Genomic DNA, 17,604 nt, shown 5'->3' on the forward strand with positions numbered 1-17,604 from the left:
CCTATGCCCGCCCCTGAGCGCTCCGCGCCCGCCGCCGCACCCGCTCCGTCGCTCCCCCGACGACCGGTGCGTCAGGTCCCGGCGAGCGGCGAGAGCAAGGGCGCGTTCGTGCTCGCCGAGGTGCTCGGTCACGGCGGGTTCGCGCACGTCTACCGCGCCACGGACGCGGGGGGCGACGACGTCGCCGTGAAGGTCCTGACCGGCCTGCAGGACGGCGCGCGCGAGCGCTTCGCCCAGGAGGCGCGCCTGCTGGAGGCGGTCGGCGGGCGCGGGTTCCCCGCGTTCGTCCGCTCGGGCCTGGACGACGAGCAGCCCTGGTTCGCGATGGAGCTCGTGCCCGGGACGACGCTGCGCGACCACGTCCGCGCGGCCGGGCCGCTCGACGGTCCGCGAGCGCTGCGGCTCGCCGCGCAGGTCGCGGAGGCGCTGCTCGTGCTGCAGGAGCAGCACTGCGTGCACCGCGACCTCAAGCCCGCCAACATCATGGTCGACGGGGACCGCGTCGTCCTCCTCGACCTCGGCATCGCGAAGATGTTCGACGCCGCGACGTCGACCCAGCCGGTCGGGACCCTGGCGTACATGGCGCCCGAGCTGTTCGCGCGCCGCGTCCACCCGCGTTCCGACGTGTACGCCCTCGGTCTGCTGCTGGTGTTCGCGTGCACGGGCGTCGTGCCGGCGGACCTGAACTTCCTCGGTCGCGACCTCGGGGCCGAGGACCTCGTCCGGGAGGTCCCCGACGACCTCGTGGGGGTGCCGGCCGGGATGGAGCTCGCCCCGGCCCCGGGCGAGCTGCCGGAGATCGACCCCCGCCTGCAGGACCTGATCCTGTCCATGACCCGGTACCAGCCGAACCATCGACCCGCGCTGGAGAGCGTCGCCGCGGTGCTCCGGGCCCGGCTCGCCGGGGAGGCCGCGGACGACACGCTGCTCCTCACCCGGAGGATCATGGCCGACGGCGCCACCGCTGCCGAGCGCGCGCTCGGTCCGGTCGCCGGGCTGGCCGCCACGACGGGACCGGTGCCCCGCGCCGAGCCGGCGTCGGTCGCGGCGACCGGCGCGGCGTCCGGCGGGTCCGTGTCGGCGGGCGGGTCGACGACGTCCGGCGTGGGGGCCCGCGTCTCCGAGCCCTGGCACGCCCTCGTCTACGACGCGACGCTGATGAGCGTGCTCGCCGAGGTGCACGGCGACGGGTTCGACGGTGCGGCCGCCGAGGTCATCGCCGACCACGTGGCGAGCATCGGCGCGCACGTCGCCGACGGCCGGACCCCGGCCGAGCTCAAGGACTGGCTCTGGCAGGCGATGCAGTGGCAGGTCGCCGCGCCCCCGGCGGGGCACGCCGACACGTTGCGCGGGTGGCGGGCGTACCGTCGCCCGCCGCAGGTGACGCCCCCCGAGCCCGTGGTCCGCGTCGCCCGGCTGCGCACGGACGAGCCCGCCCCCGTCCCGGTGCGTCACGACGTGGGCGGGCGGCCCGTGCCCGTGCGCCGGGTCTCGACGCTGGGCCGACCGCCCTCCGCGTCGTCCTCGGCCGGGCCGGCGTCCGTGTCCGTCGCGCGCACGCGCGTGCTGGACTCCCCCGACCTCGTCGCCACGCAGGTCGGGCGACCCGCGCCGCCGTCCGTGCCCCCGCGACGGCGGACGGTCCAGCACCTCGGGCCCACACCGTCGCCCCCGGCGGTCCGCCCGGCCCCCGCCCCCGCGCGCGTCACCGGTGCGGCTGTCACGAGCGCCCCGGCCCCGCAGCCCGCGTACGCGCGGGAGCCCGGACCCGTCTCTGCGGTGCCCCCGCAGCAGGCGCCGGCCCCCGCGCCCTCGTCACCGTCCCGGTCGGCGGCTCCCTCCCGGCCCACGACGCGGTCCTGGGACCGGTCACGGGTCGGGGGTGCGCTCCTGCGCGCGCTGCCGCGCCTGCTCGCAGTCCTCGCCGTGCTGCGCACGGTGTGGCTCGTGCCCGACGGCGCAGCACGGGACAGCGAGCCCTTCGTCCCCTTGCCGCCGCAGCTCCTGGAGACCCTGCGCGTCTCGATCGACACGGCCCCGCTCGTCGACGGCCCCGCGCTCGCCCTGGCGGCGCTCGCGGTGGCCGTGATGCTGCGCGTGGCCGGGCAGCGCACGTGGACATGGGCGTACGCGCTCCTCGCGTGCGCGTCGGTCGTGACCACGGTGGTGCTCGTCCTGCGCGGCTGACCGACGGGCGGCGGCCGTGCGGCGGTCCGGCAGCAGCCGGGAAGCAGCCGGGCGGCGGCCGGCCGCACCGCGGGGTGTCACCCGGCCGCTACCTCAGAGCGGACCGAGCACGTCGTCGCGCGGTGCCGTGAGGTCGAGCGCGGCGAGGACTTCGCCGAGCGCCCGCTCCTCGTACCGGAAGTGCGACTCCATGATCGCCCCCACCCCCTCGACGTGGCGCACGACGGCGTCCCGCGACGCCCCGGGGTCCGCCGCCCGGTCGAGCGCGTGCTCGAGGTCGGCGACGAGGTAGGCGATCATCCCGTGGTCCTGGCGCAGGCGTCGCAGCACGTCGGCCAGGCCGGGGTGTCGCCGCTCCAGCTCGGGGAAGAGCACGGCGTCCTCGGCGGTGTGGTGCCGGGTGAGCGCGGTGCAGAACCCGCGGCACCACACGAGCAGGTCCGCGGCCGGGCCGGGCGGGCCCGCGCCGTCGGCCGCCGTGTCCTGCACCAGCTCGAGCGCGCGCCGCAGCCGGCCGTGCACCGCGCGCATCTCGTCGTACCAGGCCACGAGCCTGGTCTTCTCGCCCTCACTCACCGGTGAGGAACGAGGAAAGGGTCCGTGTCGTCACGGTCACCCCTCTCCGGGTTCGGCGCCTCCATGCCTGACGTGGTCCGTCACCGGCACGCGACGCTGGCGCGACCCTACCAGCCGATCGACGAGCCACCCCTGGGTCGCGACGCCGTCCGCCGAGAACGACACCACGCGCCGTCGAGCACGACCTGAAGGGCGCGAAGGGGCTCAGAACGACCCTCACGTCGTGTTCGGCGGGGTGGGGGTGCTCAGGCGTGGAGGCGGCGGAGGAACGCGCGGGTGCGCTCGCGCTGCGGGTCGCCGAGCACCTGCTCGGGCGTGCCGCGCTCGTGGACGCGGCCCTCGTGGAGGAAGCAGACCTCGTCGGCGACGCGGCGCGCGAAGCCCATCTCGTGCGTCGCGACGAGCATCGTGCGGCCCTCGGCACGCAGCTCGGCGAGCAGGTCGAGCACCTCGCCGACGAGCTCGGGGTCGAGCGCGGACGTCACCTCGTCGAGCAGGAGGAGCTCCGGGCCGTTGACGAGGGCGCGCGCGATGGCCGCGCGCTGCTGCTCGCCGCCCGAGAGCTGGTCGGGGTACGCGGTCACCTTGTGCCCGAGCCCGACCCGGCCCAGCATCTCGACGGCCGCCGCCTCCGCCTCGGCGCGCGCCCGCCGGTGCACGAGGCGGGGCGCGAGCGTCACGTTGTCGAGCACCGTGAGGTGCGGGAAGAGGTTGTACGCCTGGAAGACCATGCCCATGCGGGCCCGGACGCGGTTCGCGTCGAGCCGCGGGTCCGCGACGTCCTCGCCGTCGAGCAGGATCTGCCCGTCGTCGACCTCGTCGAGCAGGTTGACGACGCGCAGCAGCGTCGACTTGCCCGAGCCGGACGACCCGACGAGCACGACGCACCGGTGCGCGTCGACGTCGAGGTCGATCCCGTCGAGCACGACGCGGCGCCCACCCGGGGCACCCGGGGCGGGGAAGGTCTTGCGGACACCGCGCAGCGACAGCAGGTGACCTGCTCCCGCGTCCTGCACGGCCGGGGCCGCCGGCCCGTACGGAGAGCTCATCGGATGTCCCCCGCCCCGCTCACGGTCGCGAGCGACCGGCCCCAGCCGCGGCGCGCCTGGTACGCGTCGACCGCGCGCGTCAGCGGGAACGACACGAGGAAGAACAGGATCCCCGCGACGACGTAGGGCGTGAAGTTGTAGCTGCCCGTCGTCGCGATCTGCGCCGCGCGGATCGCGTCGACCGCGCCGAGCACGGAGATGAGGCCCGAGTCCTTCTGGAGCGAGACGAGGTTGTTCGCGAGCGGGGCGGTGACGTTGCGCACGGCCTGCGGCAGGACGACGCGGCGCGTCGTCTGGGCACGCGTGAGCCCGAGCGAACGTGCGGCCGCGACCTGCGACGGGTGCACCGACTCGATGCCCGCGCGGAACACCTCGGCCAGGTAGGCGGTGTAGGTGAGGACGATCGCGAGCGCCCCGAGGAAGGCGCCCGACGTCGGCAGCCACTCCAGGCGCAGCGCCGGCAGCCCGAAGCCGACGAGCAGCAGGACGAGCAGGAGCGGCACCCCGCGGAACAGGTCGACGTACGCGGTCGCGAACGCGCGCAGCGGGAAGAGCGCCGGGATGCGGCTCGTGCGCGCGATCGCCAGCCCGAGACCGAGCAGCGTCCCGACGACTCCCGCCACGACCCACACGCGCAGGTTGAGCCACAGCCCCTCGAGGATCGCGGGCAGCGACTCCCACGCCATCGCGGGGTCGAAGAACGCGGTCCGCGCGCGCTCCCAGCCGGGCGCGTTGACGACGACGAGCACGACCGCCGCGACGACGAGCACCGTGCTCACGAGCGCCACGAGGAGCGAGCGGCGGCGCTGGGTGCGCCGGAACGCCGCCCGGTCGAGCGCGAGCGGCGACGGCGACCACGCGGTGGTCGGGGCTCCGCCGGGCACCTCGCTGCGCCCGGGCGGGCGCGCGTCGTCGGGCACGGTCACGGGTCAGTCGAGGACGGGGATGTCGTCCGACTTGAGCCACGTCGTGCGCAGCTCGGCGAGCGTGCCGTCGGCCTCGAGCTCGTCCACGGCCTGGGTCACGCAGTCGGTCAGCGCGGAGTCCAGGTCGAGCACGAGCCCGTACTGCTCGACGACGCCCTGGTCGGGCAGCGTCCCGATGACGACGGAGTCGGGGAAGTACTCGGTCGACGCGGCGACGCCCTGGTCGACGTCCATGACCATCGCGTCGATCGTCCCGGACTGGAGCGCCTGCATGCCGTCGCCCGCCGCGTTGTACGGCGAGATGTCCGCGTCCTCGCCCCACGCGCCCTCCGCGAGCGTGAGGCTCGTCTGCGCGGCCGTGACGCCGATGCGCGCGCCGTCGAGCTCGGCGAGCGTCGTCGCGCCAGCGTACGGGCCGTCCTCCATGACGATGACGCCCTGGCGCGTCGTGAGGTACGGGCTGGAGAAGTCGACGGCCTGCTCGCGCTCGTCGGTGATCGACGTCTGGTACGCGGCGACGTCGAACGGCTTCACCGCCGGGCTGATGATCTGCTCGAAGGTCACGGTCTCCCAGACGACGTCGTCGGCCGCATAGCCGAGGCGGTCCGCGACCGCGTAGATCAGCGCCGACTCGAAGCCCTCGCCCGAGTCGTGCTCGCCGATGTACCACGGCGCGTACGCCTCGCCCGCGCCGACGGTCAGCACGCCGTCGGTGAGCGTCGGGAGCGCGCCGGGCTCGCACTGCGCGGCGTCGCCCGACGCGCTGCCGCTCGGGCTCGCGGCGTCGTCACCGTCGCCTCCCGACGAGCAGGCCGTCAGCGTGAGCGCGGCGACCGCGGTGACGGCGGTCAGGACGGCGGGACGGGTACGCAGACGGCGCATGGTGACCTTCCGGGTGTCGGGCGCCCGCGGGAGTGGTGGGCGCCGGCCACTGACGATAACGCCGGGCCGTGGGCCGTGGCTTCCCCCGGGGCGCCCTCGGCCGGGTGGGCCGCGTCACAGGTGACGCCGCGTCGTCCCCGAGCGCGACGCAAGAGCCGGACCCCGGACACGACGAAGGCCCTCGATCATCGGATCGAGGGCCTTCGTCTTCTGAGTAGCGGGGGCAGGATTTGAACCTGCGACCTCTGGGTTATGAGCCCAGCGAGCTACCGAGCTGCTCCACCCCGCGTCGGTGATCACTACTCTACGCGAGGTTCCGGACCAGGCCAAATCGGGTGGACGAGACGTGGGTCACGCCAGGATCTCCGCCCCGAACGCGAACTCGCGCACGGCCCCGGGCTCCAGCCGCACGTCCGCCGCGCAGTCGGGACGATTGAAGGCGTCGGTCAGCGTCTCGACGGGCTCGACGGCCAGCGCAGCCCGCTCGCGGCGCACGAGGCCGTCACCCGTGTACACGTGCACGAGCCCGCGGTCCTGCCACACGGCGAGCCCCTGCCCCGTCGCGGGGTCGCGCACGAGCGTCCGGGCGCGCCCGTCGGCGTCGGCGCCCAGGTCGCCGAACGCGTGGTCGAGCCGCACGCCGGCGAGCGGTAGCGGCCCGACGCCGTCGATCGCCCCGAACGCCTCCGCCCCCGCGAGCGGGAGCAGCCCGGCGCCGGTCAGGACGGCGTGCCCGGCCGGGACGGTCAGCTCGAGCCGGTCGATCGTGTCGTGGCCCGGGACGCGCAGGTACGGGTGCCACCCCAGGGCGACGGGCGCGGCGGTCGCGCCGACGTTGCGAGCCCGCAGCGTGACGCCCAGCGAGCCCGCGTCGAGCACGTACTCGACCTCGAGGGCGAGCGCGAAGGGGTACCCCACGTGGGCGTCAGGGGCGACGGACGCGCGGAGCGTGACCGACTCCGGTCGCGCCGGGTCCACGTCCGTGAGGCGCGCGGGGTCCTCGTCCCGGTCGACGACCGTCCAGTCGAGCGTGCGGGCGAACCCGTGCATGGCGAGGGGCTCCCACGGCAGGACGGGCGGCACCAGGTGCCGGACGCCGTCGAACACGTACTCCCCGCCGGCGAGCCGGTTGACGAACGGAGCCATCAACGCCGAGCGGGCGGCGTCGTGCGCCGCGACCTCCGCCTCGTCCGCGTACCCGTCGACGAGGTCCTCCACGCGCTCGACGCCGTCAGGTCCGCGCCACGGCGCGCGCCACGCGAGGACGGCGGCGCCGCGCAGCGCCACGACGAGCTCCGCCCCGGACGGGTGGCTCAGGCGCACGGCGGGGACGGTCGTGGTGCTGTCGCCCGCCGCGCTGAAAGCGTTGCTGCAAACCGTTGCAGTAGTCACGAGGAGCGATCCTCCCGCCCGGTGGGCGAAAAGACAACTCTGCCACGGGACGACGGACGGGCGGGGACACCCGTGGTGTCCCCGCCCGTCCGTCGTGCCTGTTCTGACCGACCCGCGCGTCAGCCCTCGGTGTCGAGCGACTGCTCGGCCGCCAGCGCCGCCTCGAGCGCCTGCTGGAGCCGGTCCTGCGCCTCGCCGTAGGCCGCGAAGTCGCCCTCGGCGAGCGCCGCCTGGCCGTCCTCGATCGCTTGCTGCGCCTGGCGCAGCGCCTGGTCGAGCTCGGCACGGGCGCCGCCGTCGACCGTGCCGCCGTCGGCCGGCGGCGCCGGCTCCTCGGTGGCCGGGGGCTCGGTGCCCGGGTCCGTGGTCCCGGGGTCGGTCGTGCCCGGGTCCGCGGTCTCGCCGTCGGCCGGCTGGTCCGGGACCTCGGTCTCGACCCCGCCGTCCGCGTCGCCCGCGTTCGCGCCCGAGTCGCCGCCGAACACCTGGTCCAGCGCCTCGTCGAGCGTGTCGGCGAAGCCGATCTCGTCGCCGAAGGACACGAGCACCTTGCGCAGCAGCGGGAACCGCGTGCCCTCCGTCGACTGCACGTAGACCGGCTGGACGTAGAGCAGGCCGCCGCCCACGGGGAGGGTGAGGAGGTTGCCGTTGATGACCGTCGAGTCACCGCGCCGCAGCGCCAGCAGCCCGTCCGCGGCGGTCGGGTCGGTGTTGAAGTTGTTCTGCACCTGGCCCGGTCCGGGGACGGTCGCGTTGCGGGGCAGCTCGAGCAGCCGCAGCGTGCCGTAGTCCTCCGAGCGCACGCCCGCCTCGTTCCCCGGTTCCGCGTCGACCGCGAGGAAGCCGGTGAGGATGTTGCGGTCCGACCCACCACCGGGGATGTACGTCGACATCAGCGAGAACGTCGGGGCGTCCTGGCTCGGCATCTGCAGCGTGAGGTAGTACGGCGGCTGCAGCGGCTTGACCGTGCCGCTGGCCGTCGGGTCCTCCGGGCTGCGCCAGAAGTCCTGGCCCGAGAAGAACTCGTTCGCGTCGTCCACGTGGTAGCTCGCGAGCAGCGTGCGCTGGACCTTGAACAGGTCCTCCGGGTAGCGCAGGTGGCTCATGAGGTCGCCCGAGATCTCCGAGATCGGCTGGAGCGACGTCGGGAACACCTGCGACCAGGCCTGGAGCAGCGGGTCCTCCGCGTCCCACGCGTACAGGTCGACGGAGCCGTCGTACGCGTCGACCGTCGCCTTGACGGAGTTGCGGATGTAGTTCACCTGCTGCGGGGCGAGCGCCTCGACCGAGTTCGCCGCGACGAGCGAGTCCGCCGTCGACTCGTCGAGCGACTCCGACGTCGAGTACGGGTAGGCGTTCGACGTCGTGTAGCCGTCGACGATCCACTTCACCCGGCCGTCCACGACCGCGGGGTAGACCCGGCCGTCGAGCGTCAGGTACGGCGCGACCTTCGCGACGCGGTCGCGCGGGCTGCGGTCGTAGAGGATCTGGGAGTCCTCGGTCACGCGGTCGGAGAACAGGATCTGCTCGGAGCCGAACTTGAGCGCGTAGAGCACCTTGTTCATGAATGAGCCCACGCTGGGGCCGGCCGCGACGTCCTGGGTCGGGAACGTGTTGTTGACCTGACCGCCCTCGTCGTCGACCGGGTAGTCGAGCTCCCAGGGGTCACGGCCCTCCGGCGCGCCGACGATCGAGTACTGCGGCGCCTCCGGCGAGAAGTAGATGCGCGGCTCGTAGCCGCCCTGGTCCGCGTACATGTCGGTGAACGCGCCGGTGGACGGGATCGAGCCCTCGTAGAACGCGGGACGGCCGTCCGGGCCGATCTGGTTCCCGTACGCCGCCACGACGCCGAAGCCGTGCGTGTACACCGTGTGGTCGTTGACCCAGTTGCGCTGGTCGGCACCCAGGCCGTCCTGGTTGAGCTCGCGCACCGCGATCACGGTGTCACGGCTCTCGTCGTCGATCGTGTACCGGTCGACGGACAGCGACGGCGAGAACTGGTAGTACTGCTTGTTCTGCTGGAGCTGGCTGAACGACGGGCTGACGATCTCCGGGTCCAGCAGGCGGATCGACGCCGTGGTGTCGGCGTCCTCGCGCAGCGCGCCCGCCTCCGCCTCGGTCTTCGCGTTGTACTGCTCGGTCTCGACCGCGTCGATGCCGTAGGCGGCCTTCGTCGCGTCGATGTTGCGCTGGATGTACTCCTCCTCGAAGTCCTGCGCGTTCGGCGTGACCTGGAAGCGCTGCACGACGCTCGGGTAGATGCCGCCGATGGCGATGGCGGAGACGACCATGAGGCCGACGCCGATCGCCGGGAGCCGCCAGTTGCCGCGCACCGCGGTCACGACGAACAGGGCCGCGACGAACAGGGCGACGACCGTGAGGATCGCCTTCGAGGGGATCACGGCGTGCACGTCGGCGTAGGAGGCGCCGTCGAACTTCGCGCCGCCCGAGGTGAGGATCGAGTACCGGTCGAGCCAGTAGTTGGCCCCGATGAGGACCAGGAGCAGCGCGGCGGTCACCGAGAGCTGGACGCGCGCGGCCGTCGTCGTGCGCGGCCCCGCGTCGGAGCCGCCACCGATGCGCAGCCCGCCGTAGAGGTAGTGCGTCGCGACCGCGGCGATGCCCGCGATGATGACGACCGCCATGAGGAAGCTCACGACGAACCGCAGCGCGGGCAGCGTGAAGACGTAGAACGAGAGGTCGATTCCCCACTGCGGGTCCGTCGTGCCGAACGGCACGGAGTTGAGCGCCAGCAGCACGGTCTGCCACTGCGACGCCGCCGCCGCGCCGGCGAAGAAGCCGACCAGCGCGGGCGCCACGATCATGACGACCTTGCGCAGCGGCTCGATGGCCTCGCGGTACTGGTCGAGCGTGGCCTGCTCGGGCGTCGACGGCGCGTAGATCGGCCGTGACCGGTACGCGAGCGAGAACGACAGGAAGACGAGCCCGCCCATGACGAGGAACCCGCCGACGAACAGGGCGATGCGCGCGCCCCACTGCGTCCACAGGACGTTCGCGAAGTCGAGCTGCCGGAACCACAGCACCTCGGTCCAGAACTGGGCGAGCAGGAGCAGGAGGACCACGAGGGCGCCGACGACGGCGATCGCGATCCCGATCGGGCTCCGGCGCCGGGACGGTCTCGCCCCGGAGGACGGCCGGCGGGGCGCTGCGGCGAATGACACGGTGGGTATACCTCTTCGGTCGTGGCTCGGGCGTTGCACCGGGGTCAACGCCCGGTCCTCCCCCAAGGTTCCCACGGTCCGCGGTCCGGTGGGGAGACGACACCGGCCGGTCACCGCGGTCCGCGCCCGGTCGGCGCACGATGGGGGACGATGGGGGCATGCCCCAGCCTGACGACGTCGCGCCCTCCCCCGTCCCCGCAACCGGTCCCGGCCCCGTCGCGCCCGGCGGCCCGACGCCGCAGCACGCGCTCGCGCTCGCCGTCCACGAGGTCGAGGCGCACGCGGCGGACGCGGGCTGGGACGCCCCGCCGCGGCTCTTCGCGCTCGTCGCGACGGCCGGGGCGCTCGCCGCGGACCCGACGCTCGCCGACCGCCTGCCGCCCGACGTCGTCGCGGCGGCCGCCGCCGACCCGCACCACCTGCTCTCGATCGAGCAGGAGGGCTTCGCGGTGGACGGCGACCTCGAGGACGGGCTCGCGCGCGTCGCCTGGCCCGCGACGGTCGACGGCGCGGCGCTCGTCGTCGAACGCATCGTGCTGCCCCCGGCCGCCGAGGAGGGTGTACCCGAGGACCCGGACGCCGCGCTCGACTACCTCACGTCGCACCCCGACCGCCAGGACGTGCGCCTCGCCGTCGGCGTGCTCCGCGACGGGCCCGCGTGGTGCGCCGTCCGGTCGCGCGCGCACGACTCCGCGACCGACGTCGCGGGCGGTCCGGACCTCGTCCCCGGACTCGTCACGGCGCTCCGGGCGACGCTCGAGGACTGACGCGGGCGGCCCGCGTCAGCCGCGCGCCTCGCACGTCGGGAGGGAGTCGCCCTCGCCCGCGCCGATCGCCTCCATCGCGGCGCGGGCGTCGGCCAGCGTCGAGACCGCGGCGACGTGCAACCCCTCGGGGACGTTGCCCACGACCTCGGGGCAGTTCGCCTGCGGCGCGAGGAACCACGACGCGCCGTCGCGCAGGGCGCCGTACAGCTTCTGCTGGATGCCGCCGATCGGGCCGACGTCGCCCTCGACGCTCATCGTCCCCGTCCCGGCGATGACGACACCGTTCGCCTCGTCCTCGGGCGTGAGCTGGTCGACGATGCCGAGCGCGAACATCGTGCCCGCGCTCGGGCCGCCGATGTCCTCGATCTGGATCGTGACGTCGACCGGGAAGTCGAACGTCGGGTCGATGAAGACGCCGAGCAGCGCGGTGTCGCCGCCGTCGGTCGTCGTGACCGTGAGGTCGGTCGCCGTGCCGTCGCGCACGACGCCGAGGGTCACGTCGGCCCCCGGTTCGACCGTCGCGAGCCCGTCGATGAGGTCCTGGTACGTCGGGACCGGCGCGCCGTCGAGCGCGACGATGACGTCGCCCTGCTCCACCACGCCGTCCGACCCGCTGTCCGGGACCGCGGCCTCGACCGTGAGGGTCGCCGGGACCTCGTACCCGAGCTCGGTGAGCGCCGCGACGGTCGCGTTCTCCTGGGAGGAGATCATCTCGGCCTGGCCCTGCTGCTCGGTCTCCTCCTTGGTACGACCGGTCGGGAAGACTTCCTCGACGGGTCGCACGCTGCGCGAGCGGTCGAACCAGCCCTGCACGACCTGGCCGAGGTTGACCGGGTACCCCGGTCCCCCCGCGACGGAGACGGTCGTCAGGCGCAGCTCGCCGGTCGAGTCGAACGTCTCGGCGCCCGTGATGGAGATGAGCGGTGTGCCGCCCTGCTCGCCGAGCGTGTCCTCCGTCGGCCCCGGCGACCGGACCGCGTACGGCGCGGGCAGGATCGCGAGGCCCGCGACGAGCAGCGTCGTCACCAGCAGGGAGATGCCGAACGTCACGGTCCGCCGGGTCACGGGCGGCGGGGTGTGCTCGTCCTCGGTGAGGAGGGCGTCGAAGGAGGGGGCGTCGCTCACCGGGACATCATCCCCGAGGTTGCTGGGTTCTCCCTGCCGACGCCGCCGCGAGCCCGGTGCGGCACGCGCGCGGCCCCGGGACGTCACGGCTTGCGCGCTCGGGCCTGCCGCCACACCGCCGCGGTGCCGAGGGCAGCGACGGCCGCGCCCGCCGCGCCCAGGGCCGCCGCGTCGCGTCCCCCGAACCGGATCCCCGCGACCCCCACCCGGCCGCGCACCTCCGCGAGCAGCACCTCGAGCGCGGCCGCGCCCGTCCAGGTCGGCTCCCACCCGGCGCCGTGCAGACGCCCGGCGGAGACCGACCAGGGGTGCACGACGAACGCGAGGTCGTTCGCCGGCGACGGCAGCACCCCGACCCGGTGCAGGCGCTCCGCCGCGCCGAAGGCCGTCGCCGGCGGGAGCTGGACCGTGCGCAGCCCGGCCGCCGCCGCGACCGTCTCGGAGTCGAGCTCGTCGGGCAGCCCGTCCCGCAGCGGGCCCGCGGTCAGGCCGCCGACCAGGCCGCCGTCGAGCGCGACGCGGACCGCCGAGACGACGTCCTCGACGTGCACGAGCTGCCACGTGCGCTCCCCGCCGCGCACCGTGAGAAGCCGTGGGGCCTCGAAGTGCCGGGTGAGGAGGGTGTCGATCCCCGGCCCGACGACGACCGCCGGCCGCACCAGGCCGAGCGGCACCCCGCGGAGCGCCTCGCGCAGCGCGTCCTCGAACGCGGCCACGTCCCCCGCGAACCCGGGGGCGTCGTCGACGGCGACCGGGTCGTCGTCCTCGATCACCGCGCGACCCGGCGTCGCCCCGTGCACCGCCGCCGAGGTCACCGCGACGACGTGCTCGATCCCCGCGGCGACCGCGGCCTCGCCCGCGCGCCGGCCGAGGAGCGCGAGCCGGGCACGCTGCTCGGCGTCGGTCTTCGCCCGCGGCGCCCCGAACTCCCCCGCGGGGGCGACGACGACGAGCCGGCGTGCGTCGTCGGGCCACCCGTCGGGGTCCACGGGAGACACGTCGGCCGCGCCCAGCCCCCGGCGGACCGCGTCCGCGACCTGACCGACCCCGACGACCACGACGGGGTCACGAGGCGGCACGACAGGCCCGGGTACCCGGGACTCCCCCGTGCCTCCGGGGGGCTGCCCCCCGGCGGGGACCGCGTCGCTGCGCCGTGAGCGAACCCGGCCCTCGGACATGGCCCAGCCCCCGTTCTCGGCGCTCGATCGTGGTTACGGTGATCACCGACGCTACCGTGAGGAGTCGCCATGAGCAGCCTTCCCCCCGACCGCACACCCGGACCGGACGACGACACGCCCTTCGACCCGCGGTTCGAGGAGCTGCTCCGCTCGATGCTCGGACCCGACGCGGACGAGGCGCTGCGCGAGCTGCGCGCCCGCGGCCTCGACCCCCAGGCGCTCGCCGCCGGGGGCGCGGCCGACCCGCAGCTGTTCCAGCACGTCCTCGCGCAGGTCCAGCGGCTGCTGTCGACGCCGAGCGACGGCCCCGTGAACACCGACGTCTCGCACGACGTCGCGCGCCAGGTCGCCGTCGCCGAGGGCGACCCCTCCGTCACGACGGCGCAGCAGCGGGCCGTCACCGAGTCGCTGTCCGTCGCCGAGCTGTGGCTCGACGCCGTGACCGACCTCCCGCCGTCGGGCGGACGCGCCCAGGCCTGGAGCCGCTCCGAGTGGGTAGAGCACACGCTCCCGGCGTGGAACGAGCTCGTCGCTCCGGTCGCCGCGTCCGTCGCCGACGCGCTCGCGACCGTCCTGCGCGACCAGCTCCCGGAGGGCCTCGGGGACGACCCGTCCGCGCTCCCGGGCGTCGGCTTCACGCTCCCGGGCCAGGTCCCCGGTCTGCCCGCGGGCGCGCTCGGGATGCCGGGCGACCCCGCGGCGCTCATGCAGCGCCTCGGCTCGGCCGTCTTCGGCATGCAGGTCGGCCAGGCCGCCGGGACGCTGTCGCGCGAGGTCTTCGGTGCCACCGACGTGGGGCTCCCCCTGCTCGACCAGCCCGGGACGGTCCTGCTGCCGACGAACGTCGAGGCGTTCGCCGAGGGACTCGACGCGCCGGCCGAGGAGGTACGGCTCTTCCTCGCGCTCCGCGAGGCCGCCCACGCGCGCCTCTTCACGCACGTGTCGTGGCTGCGCGGGCACCTGCGCAGCCTCGTCGACGCGTACGCGCGCGGCATCACGATCGACCTGTCCGCACTCGAGTCGCAGCTCGCCGACGTCGACCTCACCGACACCGGTGCCCTGCAGCAGGCGCTCTCGGGCGGTGTGTTCGGGCTCCAGAACACGCCCGAGCAGCAGGCGACGCTGCTCCGGCTGGAGACGACGCTCGCGCTCGTCGAGGGCTGGGTCGACGAGGTGACGGCGGCCGCGGCGCTCCCCCACCTGCCGCACGCCGTCCCGCTGCGCGAGATGCTGCGACGACGACGCGCGGCGGGCGGCCCCGCCGAGCACACCTTCGCGACCCTGGTCGGGCTGGAGCTGCGTCCCCGTCGCTCGCGCGACGCGGCGGCGCTCTGGGCGCTCATCGCCGCGCAGTCCGGGTCGAGCGCGCGCGACGGCGTGTGGGACCACCCCGACCTCCTGCCCGACGCGACGGACCTCGACGACCCGACGGGCTACGAGAGCCGGCGGGCCGTGACCCGCATCGAGGAGGCCGACGTCGACCGCGCCCTCGAGGAGATCTTCCGAGCCGCGGCGAGCGGCGGGTCGGACGAGGACCCGTCGACGGACGAGCCGCACGACGACGGCACCACGGACGGGGACGGCGCCGCGCGCTGAGCCGACGGCGTCGACCCGGGCGGGCACCCCGACCCGGTCGACGACCCGGTCGGCCAGGTCAGGTCAGGGCGCGCCCGTCGGGGACCGCGTCGTCGCCCGAGTCCTCCCCCTCGTGGTCCGGGTCCTCGTGTGCCGGGTCCTCGTGGTCCGGGTCCTCGTGCCCGGCGTCGCGGGCGAAGGACACGCCCTCCAGGAAGCCGCGCGCCCGGTCGGTCCTCGGGTAGGCCTCGAGCAGCTTCCAGAAGCCGGGGCCGTGCCCGGCGTGGAGCAGGTGGGCGAGCTCGTGCAGCAGCACGTAGTCGAGCACCCAGGGCGGCATCCCCCGCACCCGGGTCGAGATGCGGATCGTCCCGTCGATGAGGGTGCACGACCCCCACCGTCGGTCCTGGTTGCCGGACCAGCGCACGCTCGTGGGGTGCGCCCGGCCGTCGAGGTACTTCTCGGACAGCTCCGCCGCCCGCCGCTCGAGCTCGTCGTCCGAGGGCCGTCGGCGGCGCTCGGAGTCGGCGAGGCGGTCGAGCATGCGCTGGACCCACTCACGCTCCTGCGCGCGCGTGAAGCGCGCCGGGATCGCGACGACGGTGCGCTCGCCGTCACGGTAGGCGCTCACCGTGCTCTTGCGTCGGCGGCTCCGCCGAACCTCCACGATCGTCTCCCGGGCCACGCTCAGACCGTAGTGGTTCTCGCCACGAAAAGGCAGGGCCCCACGCCGCGCGCGGCGGATTCCTGCGCCCGCAGGTCGAGCGGACGGCCGCAATGCTTGTGCGTCCGGTCAAGGGATGGCCCACGAAGCGCCCTGATCACGCCCTGTGGACAACCGGGGTCGGGCCGCGGCGCCGTGCCAGTCTGGACCGGGCGCCCGCCGCGCCGCACCCGACGACCACGGAGGAACCGTGCCCCGACGACGAGTCCTGCGACCCGAGGCCCGCGTCCTGCGACGCGCCCCCGGAGAGGTGCAGGTCGGCACCGACCCCCGCTGGTCGGTGCGGATCGCGGGGCTCGAGCCGGACGACGAGGAGTGGCTGGGCGCGCTCGCGTCCCCCGCCGGGCAGCGTGGCGGCCCGGACCCGGTGCTCGCGGGGGCGACGGGCGCTTCCGGCCGGCGCAGCGCCCTCGTCACGCTGCTCGAGGAGGCGCACCTGCTCGTCCCGGCACGACCGCGACGTGCGGCCTCGACCGCGCCGGCGAACGGCCATGCCGACCTCGGCGTGCTCTCGGCCCTGCGGCCCGACGGCGCCGGGCACCGCGTGCTCGCGGCCCGCGCTCGGTCGACGGTCGCCGTCGTCGGGCTCGGGCGGGTGGGGGCGGCGCTCGCGCTGCACCTCGCGACCGCGGGGGTGGGCACGATCGTCGTCGACGACCCGGGCACCGTCCTCTCGACCGACGTCGGGTCGGGTGCGTACCGGGTCAGGGACGTGGGTGCGTCGCGCGAGGCGGCGGTCAGGAGGCTCGTCGAGGAGGTCGCGCCCGCCGTCGTGGTCGCCGGGACGTCGTCGGAGCGCACGACGGCCCACGTCCCGGCTCCACCACCCGACGTCGTCGTCGTGGTCGAGCACGGCGCGGCGGACCCGGGACGGGTCCGGCGGCTCGTGGGTGAGGGGGTCGCGCACCTGTCCGTCGTGGTGCGGGAGGCCGACGTCGTCGTGGGACCGTTCGTCCGGCCGGGGCTCGACCCGTGCCTGACGTGCGTGGACCTGCGCCAGGCGGACGTCGACCCGTGCTGGCCGCAGCTCGCGCGGCAGCTCAGGGAACGACGGCCTGCGGGGTCGTGCGAGGAGACGCTCGTCGCGGCGTCGGCGGCCGCCGTCGCGCTCGGTCAGGTCCTGGCAGCCCTGGACGGGCTGGTGCCCCGCGCAGCCACGGCCTGCATCGAGATCCCTGCTCCCGATGCCGTGCCGCGGCTGCGCGAGACGAGCCGCCACCCGCTCTGCGGGTGCGGCGAGCTGGCGCGCACGCCCCCGGACGGGGCGCCGCTGCCCATGTCAGGCCGCCGTCGAGGCGCCGACTGACGCCCCGGCGCCGGCACGTGCGGCCTCCTGCACCTGGCGCTCGGCCTCGCGGGCGAGCACCTCGGCCTTGCTCGGACGGCCGCGACCGCGCTTGCGCGCGACGACGACGCCGTCCACGAAGACCTCTCCGCCCCAGACGCCCCAGGGCTCCCGACGCTCGATCGCGCCGGCGAGGCAGCCCTCGACGAGGGGGCACGTGCGGCACAGTGCCTTGGCCTCCTCGACCTCGGCGGACCGCTCGGCGAACCAGAGCTCCGGGTCGTTGGTGCGGCAGGGAAGCAGGCCCGCGAGGAGACGGTCGAACTCCGCGGAGTCCTGCTCGCCGAGCGGGGTGGCCAGCGGTTGGTGGGGGACCCAGGGGCCGGATCCGCCCTGGGCAGTGATGTTGTCGAGCAGCGCGGTGAGCCGCACGATGTCCTCCAGTGATGTCCTGTCGTGGGTGTGAACGTCGTCGTCACAGGACCCGAGGACAGCGGTCCCCGTCATGGGAGAGACGGGAGAGACCGGTGATCCTCATCGGCAGACGTGTCCGGAGAACACGAAGGCCACGGGTCCGAGACGGACTCCGCGGCCTGGAAGGTTCTGGTCGGTCAGACCAGACGCGTCCTGGAGGCGGAGTCGGGAGCGGGGCGGGTGACGAAGGTGCCGCCGCGGTGCGCGGTTGCACGCGGACGGAGTCCTCCTGGCGTGCCCGTGTAGACGGACGCGTTATCCAGCAGGTGCGCCATGGCGATC

The 17,604-nt window shown here is 74.9% G+C and carries 14 protein-coding genes and 1 tRNA gene; 4 read left to right on the forward strand and 11 right to left on the reverse strand.

Going from position 1 to position 17,604, the window contains the following annotated elements:
• The first annotated feature begins 3 nt into the window (after nt 1-3).
• Nucleotides 4-2,187: a serine/threonine-protein kinase gene (locus FIC82_RS15785; RefSeq protein ID WP_154799140.1), complete on the forward strand. Its 2,184-nt coding sequence runs from the start codon at nt 4-6 to the stop codon at nt 2,185-2,187.
• 93 nt (nt 2,188-2,280) lie between these two features.
• Here the strand turns inward: FIC82_RS15785 and FIC82_RS15790 are convergent, their stop codons facing one another.
• The 7 genes from FIC82_RS15790 to FIC82_RS15820 form a co-directional block, all read right to left on the reverse strand.
• A complete protein-coding gene (locus FIC82_RS15790; RefSeq protein ID WP_253691222.1) occupies nt 2,281-2,736 on the reverse strand; it encodes a hemerythrin domain-containing protein in 456 nt (151 codons plus the stop codon).
• Between the two features lie 272 nt (nt 2,737-3,008).
• A complete protein-coding gene (locus FIC82_RS15795; RefSeq protein WP_154799141.1) occupies nt 3,009-3,812 on the reverse strand; it encodes an amino acid ABC transporter ATP-binding protein in 804 nt (267 codons plus the stop codon).
• Complete coding sequence (locus FIC82_RS15800) at nt 3,809-4,738, reverse strand: amino acid ABC transporter permease (RefSeq protein WP_253691223.1); 930 nt, start codon at nt 4,736-4,738, stop codon at nt 3,809-3,811. The genes FIC82_RS15795 and FIC82_RS15800 overlap by 4 nt, the downstream gene beginning before the upstream one ends.
• A 3-nt stretch (nt 4,739-4,741) precedes the next feature.
• Nucleotides 4,742-5,620, reverse strand: coding sequence for an ABC transporter substrate-binding protein (locus tag FIC82_RS15805; protein ID WP_154799142.1), 879 nt, complete (start codon nt 5,618-5,620; stop codon nt 4,742-4,744).
• Between the two features lie 215 nt (nt 5,621-5,835).
• Nucleotides 5,836-5,909 (reverse strand) — tRNA-Met (locus FIC82_RS15810).
• 62 nt (nt 5,910-5,971) lie between these two features.
• Nucleotides 5,972-7,012: an aldose 1-epimerase gene (locus FIC82_RS15815; protein WP_168731981.1), complete on the reverse strand. Its 1,041-nt coding sequence runs from the start codon at nt 7,010-7,012 to the stop codon at nt 5,972-5,974.
• Between the two features lie 119 nt (nt 7,013-7,131).
• Nucleotides 7,132-10,194: a UPF0182 family membrane protein gene (locus FIC82_RS15820; RefSeq protein WP_168731982.1), complete on the reverse strand. Its 3,063-nt coding sequence runs from the start codon at nt 10,192-10,194 to the stop codon at nt 7,132-7,134.
• 158 nt (nt 10,195-10,352) lie between these two features.
• Here FIC82_RS15820 and FIC82_RS15825 point away from each other — a divergent pair, with 158 nt between their 5' ends.
• Nucleotides 10,353-10,961 carry a PPA1309 family protein gene (locus FIC82_RS15825; protein ID WP_253691224.1) on the forward strand — a complete coding sequence of 203 codons (609 nt, stop codon included), beginning with the start codon at nt 10,353-10,355 and terminating at the stop codon, nt 10,959-10,961.
• 15 nt (nt 10,962-10,976) lie between these two features.
• On the opposite strand, the gene FIC82_RS15830 is transcribed toward FIC82_RS15825, so the two are convergent.
• Together FIC82_RS15830 and FIC82_RS15835 are read right to left on the reverse strand one after the other, a co-directional pair.
• Entirely contained in the window at nt 10,977-12,086 is a 1,110-nt protein-coding gene (locus FIC82_RS15830; RefSeq protein WP_168731983.1) for a YlbL family protein, read from the reverse strand.
• A gap of 83 nt (nt 12,087-12,169) precedes the next feature.
• On the reverse strand, nt 12,170-13,165 hold the full coding sequence (locus tag FIC82_RS15835) for an NAD-dependent epimerase/dehydratase family protein (RefSeq protein ID WP_154799145.1): 996 nt from the start codon (nt 13,163-13,165) through the stop codon (nt 12,170-12,172).
• Between the two features lie 168 nt (nt 13,166-13,333).
• Here FIC82_RS15835 and FIC82_RS15840 point away from each other — a divergent pair, with 168 nt between their 5' ends.
• Nucleotides 13,334-14,860 (forward strand): zinc-dependent metalloprotease, encoded by a 1,527-nt coding sequence (locus FIC82_RS15840; RefSeq protein WP_154799146.1) that lies wholly within the window; start codon nt 13,334-13,336, stop codon nt 14,858-14,860.
• A 58-nt stretch (nt 14,861-14,918) separates the two neighbouring features.
• Here the strand turns inward: FIC82_RS15840 and FIC82_RS15845 are convergent, their stop codons facing one another.
• The gene (locus tag FIC82_RS15845; RefSeq protein WP_154800409.1) at nt 14,919-15,530 is read right to left on the reverse strand and encodes a YgjP-like metallopeptidase domain-containing protein; all 612 of its coding nucleotides are present in this window, start codon (nt 15,528-15,530) and stop codon (nt 14,919-14,921) included.
• 223 nt (nt 15,531-15,753) lie between these two features.
• Here FIC82_RS15845 and FIC82_RS15850 point away from each other — a divergent pair, with 223 nt between their 5' ends.
• Complete coding sequence (locus tag FIC82_RS15850; RefSeq protein WP_168731984.1) at nt 15,754-16,869, forward strand: ThiF family adenylyltransferase; 1,116 nt, start codon at nt 15,754-15,756, stop codon at nt 16,867-16,869.
• Here the strand turns inward: FIC82_RS15850 and FIC82_RS15855 are convergent.
• Nucleotides 16,843-17,355 carry a WhiB family transcriptional regulator gene (locus FIC82_RS15855; RefSeq protein WP_418884327.1) on the reverse strand — a complete coding sequence of 171 codons (513 nt, stop codon included), beginning with the start codon at nt 17,353-17,355 and terminating at the stop codon, nt 16,843-16,845. The two genes, FIC82_RS15850 and FIC82_RS15855, sit on opposite strands and share 27 nt — an antisense overlap.
• Nucleotides 17,356-17,604 lie beyond the last annotated feature (249 nt).

The organism is Cellulosimicrobium protaetiae (assembly GCF_009708005.2).
Taxonomy (GTDB): Bacteria; Actinomycetota; Actinomycetes; order Actinomycetales; family Cellulomonadaceae; genus Cellulosimicrobium; species Cellulosimicrobium protaetiae.

Excerpts from the sequence above, each read along its gene's own strand:
- FIC82_RS15785 (WP_154799140.1), top strand. The coding sequence starts at position 4 with ATGCCCGCCCCTGAGCGCTCCGCGCCCGCCGCCGCACCCGCTCCGTCG.
- FIC82_RS15795 (WP_154799141.1), bottom strand. The coding sequence starts at position 3,812 with ATGAGCTCTCCGTACGGGCCGGCGGCCCCGGCCGTGCAGGACGCGGGA.
- FIC82_RS15805 (WP_154799142.1), bottom strand. The coding sequence starts at position 5,620 with ATGCGCCGTCTGCGTACCCGTCCCGCCGTCCTGACCGCCGTCACCGCG.
- FIC82_RS15825 (WP_253691224.1), top strand. The coding sequence starts at position 10,353 with ATGCCCCAGCCTGACGACGTCGCGCCCTCCCCCGTCCCCGCAACCGGT.
- FIC82_RS15840 (WP_154799146.1), top strand. The coding sequence starts at position 13,334 with ATGAGCAGCCTTCCCCCCGACCGCACACCCGGACCGGACGACGACACG.
- FIC82_RS15855 (WP_418884327.1), bottom strand. The coding sequence starts at position 17,355 with ATGACGGGGACCGCTGTCCTCGGGTCCTGTGACGACGACGTTCACACC.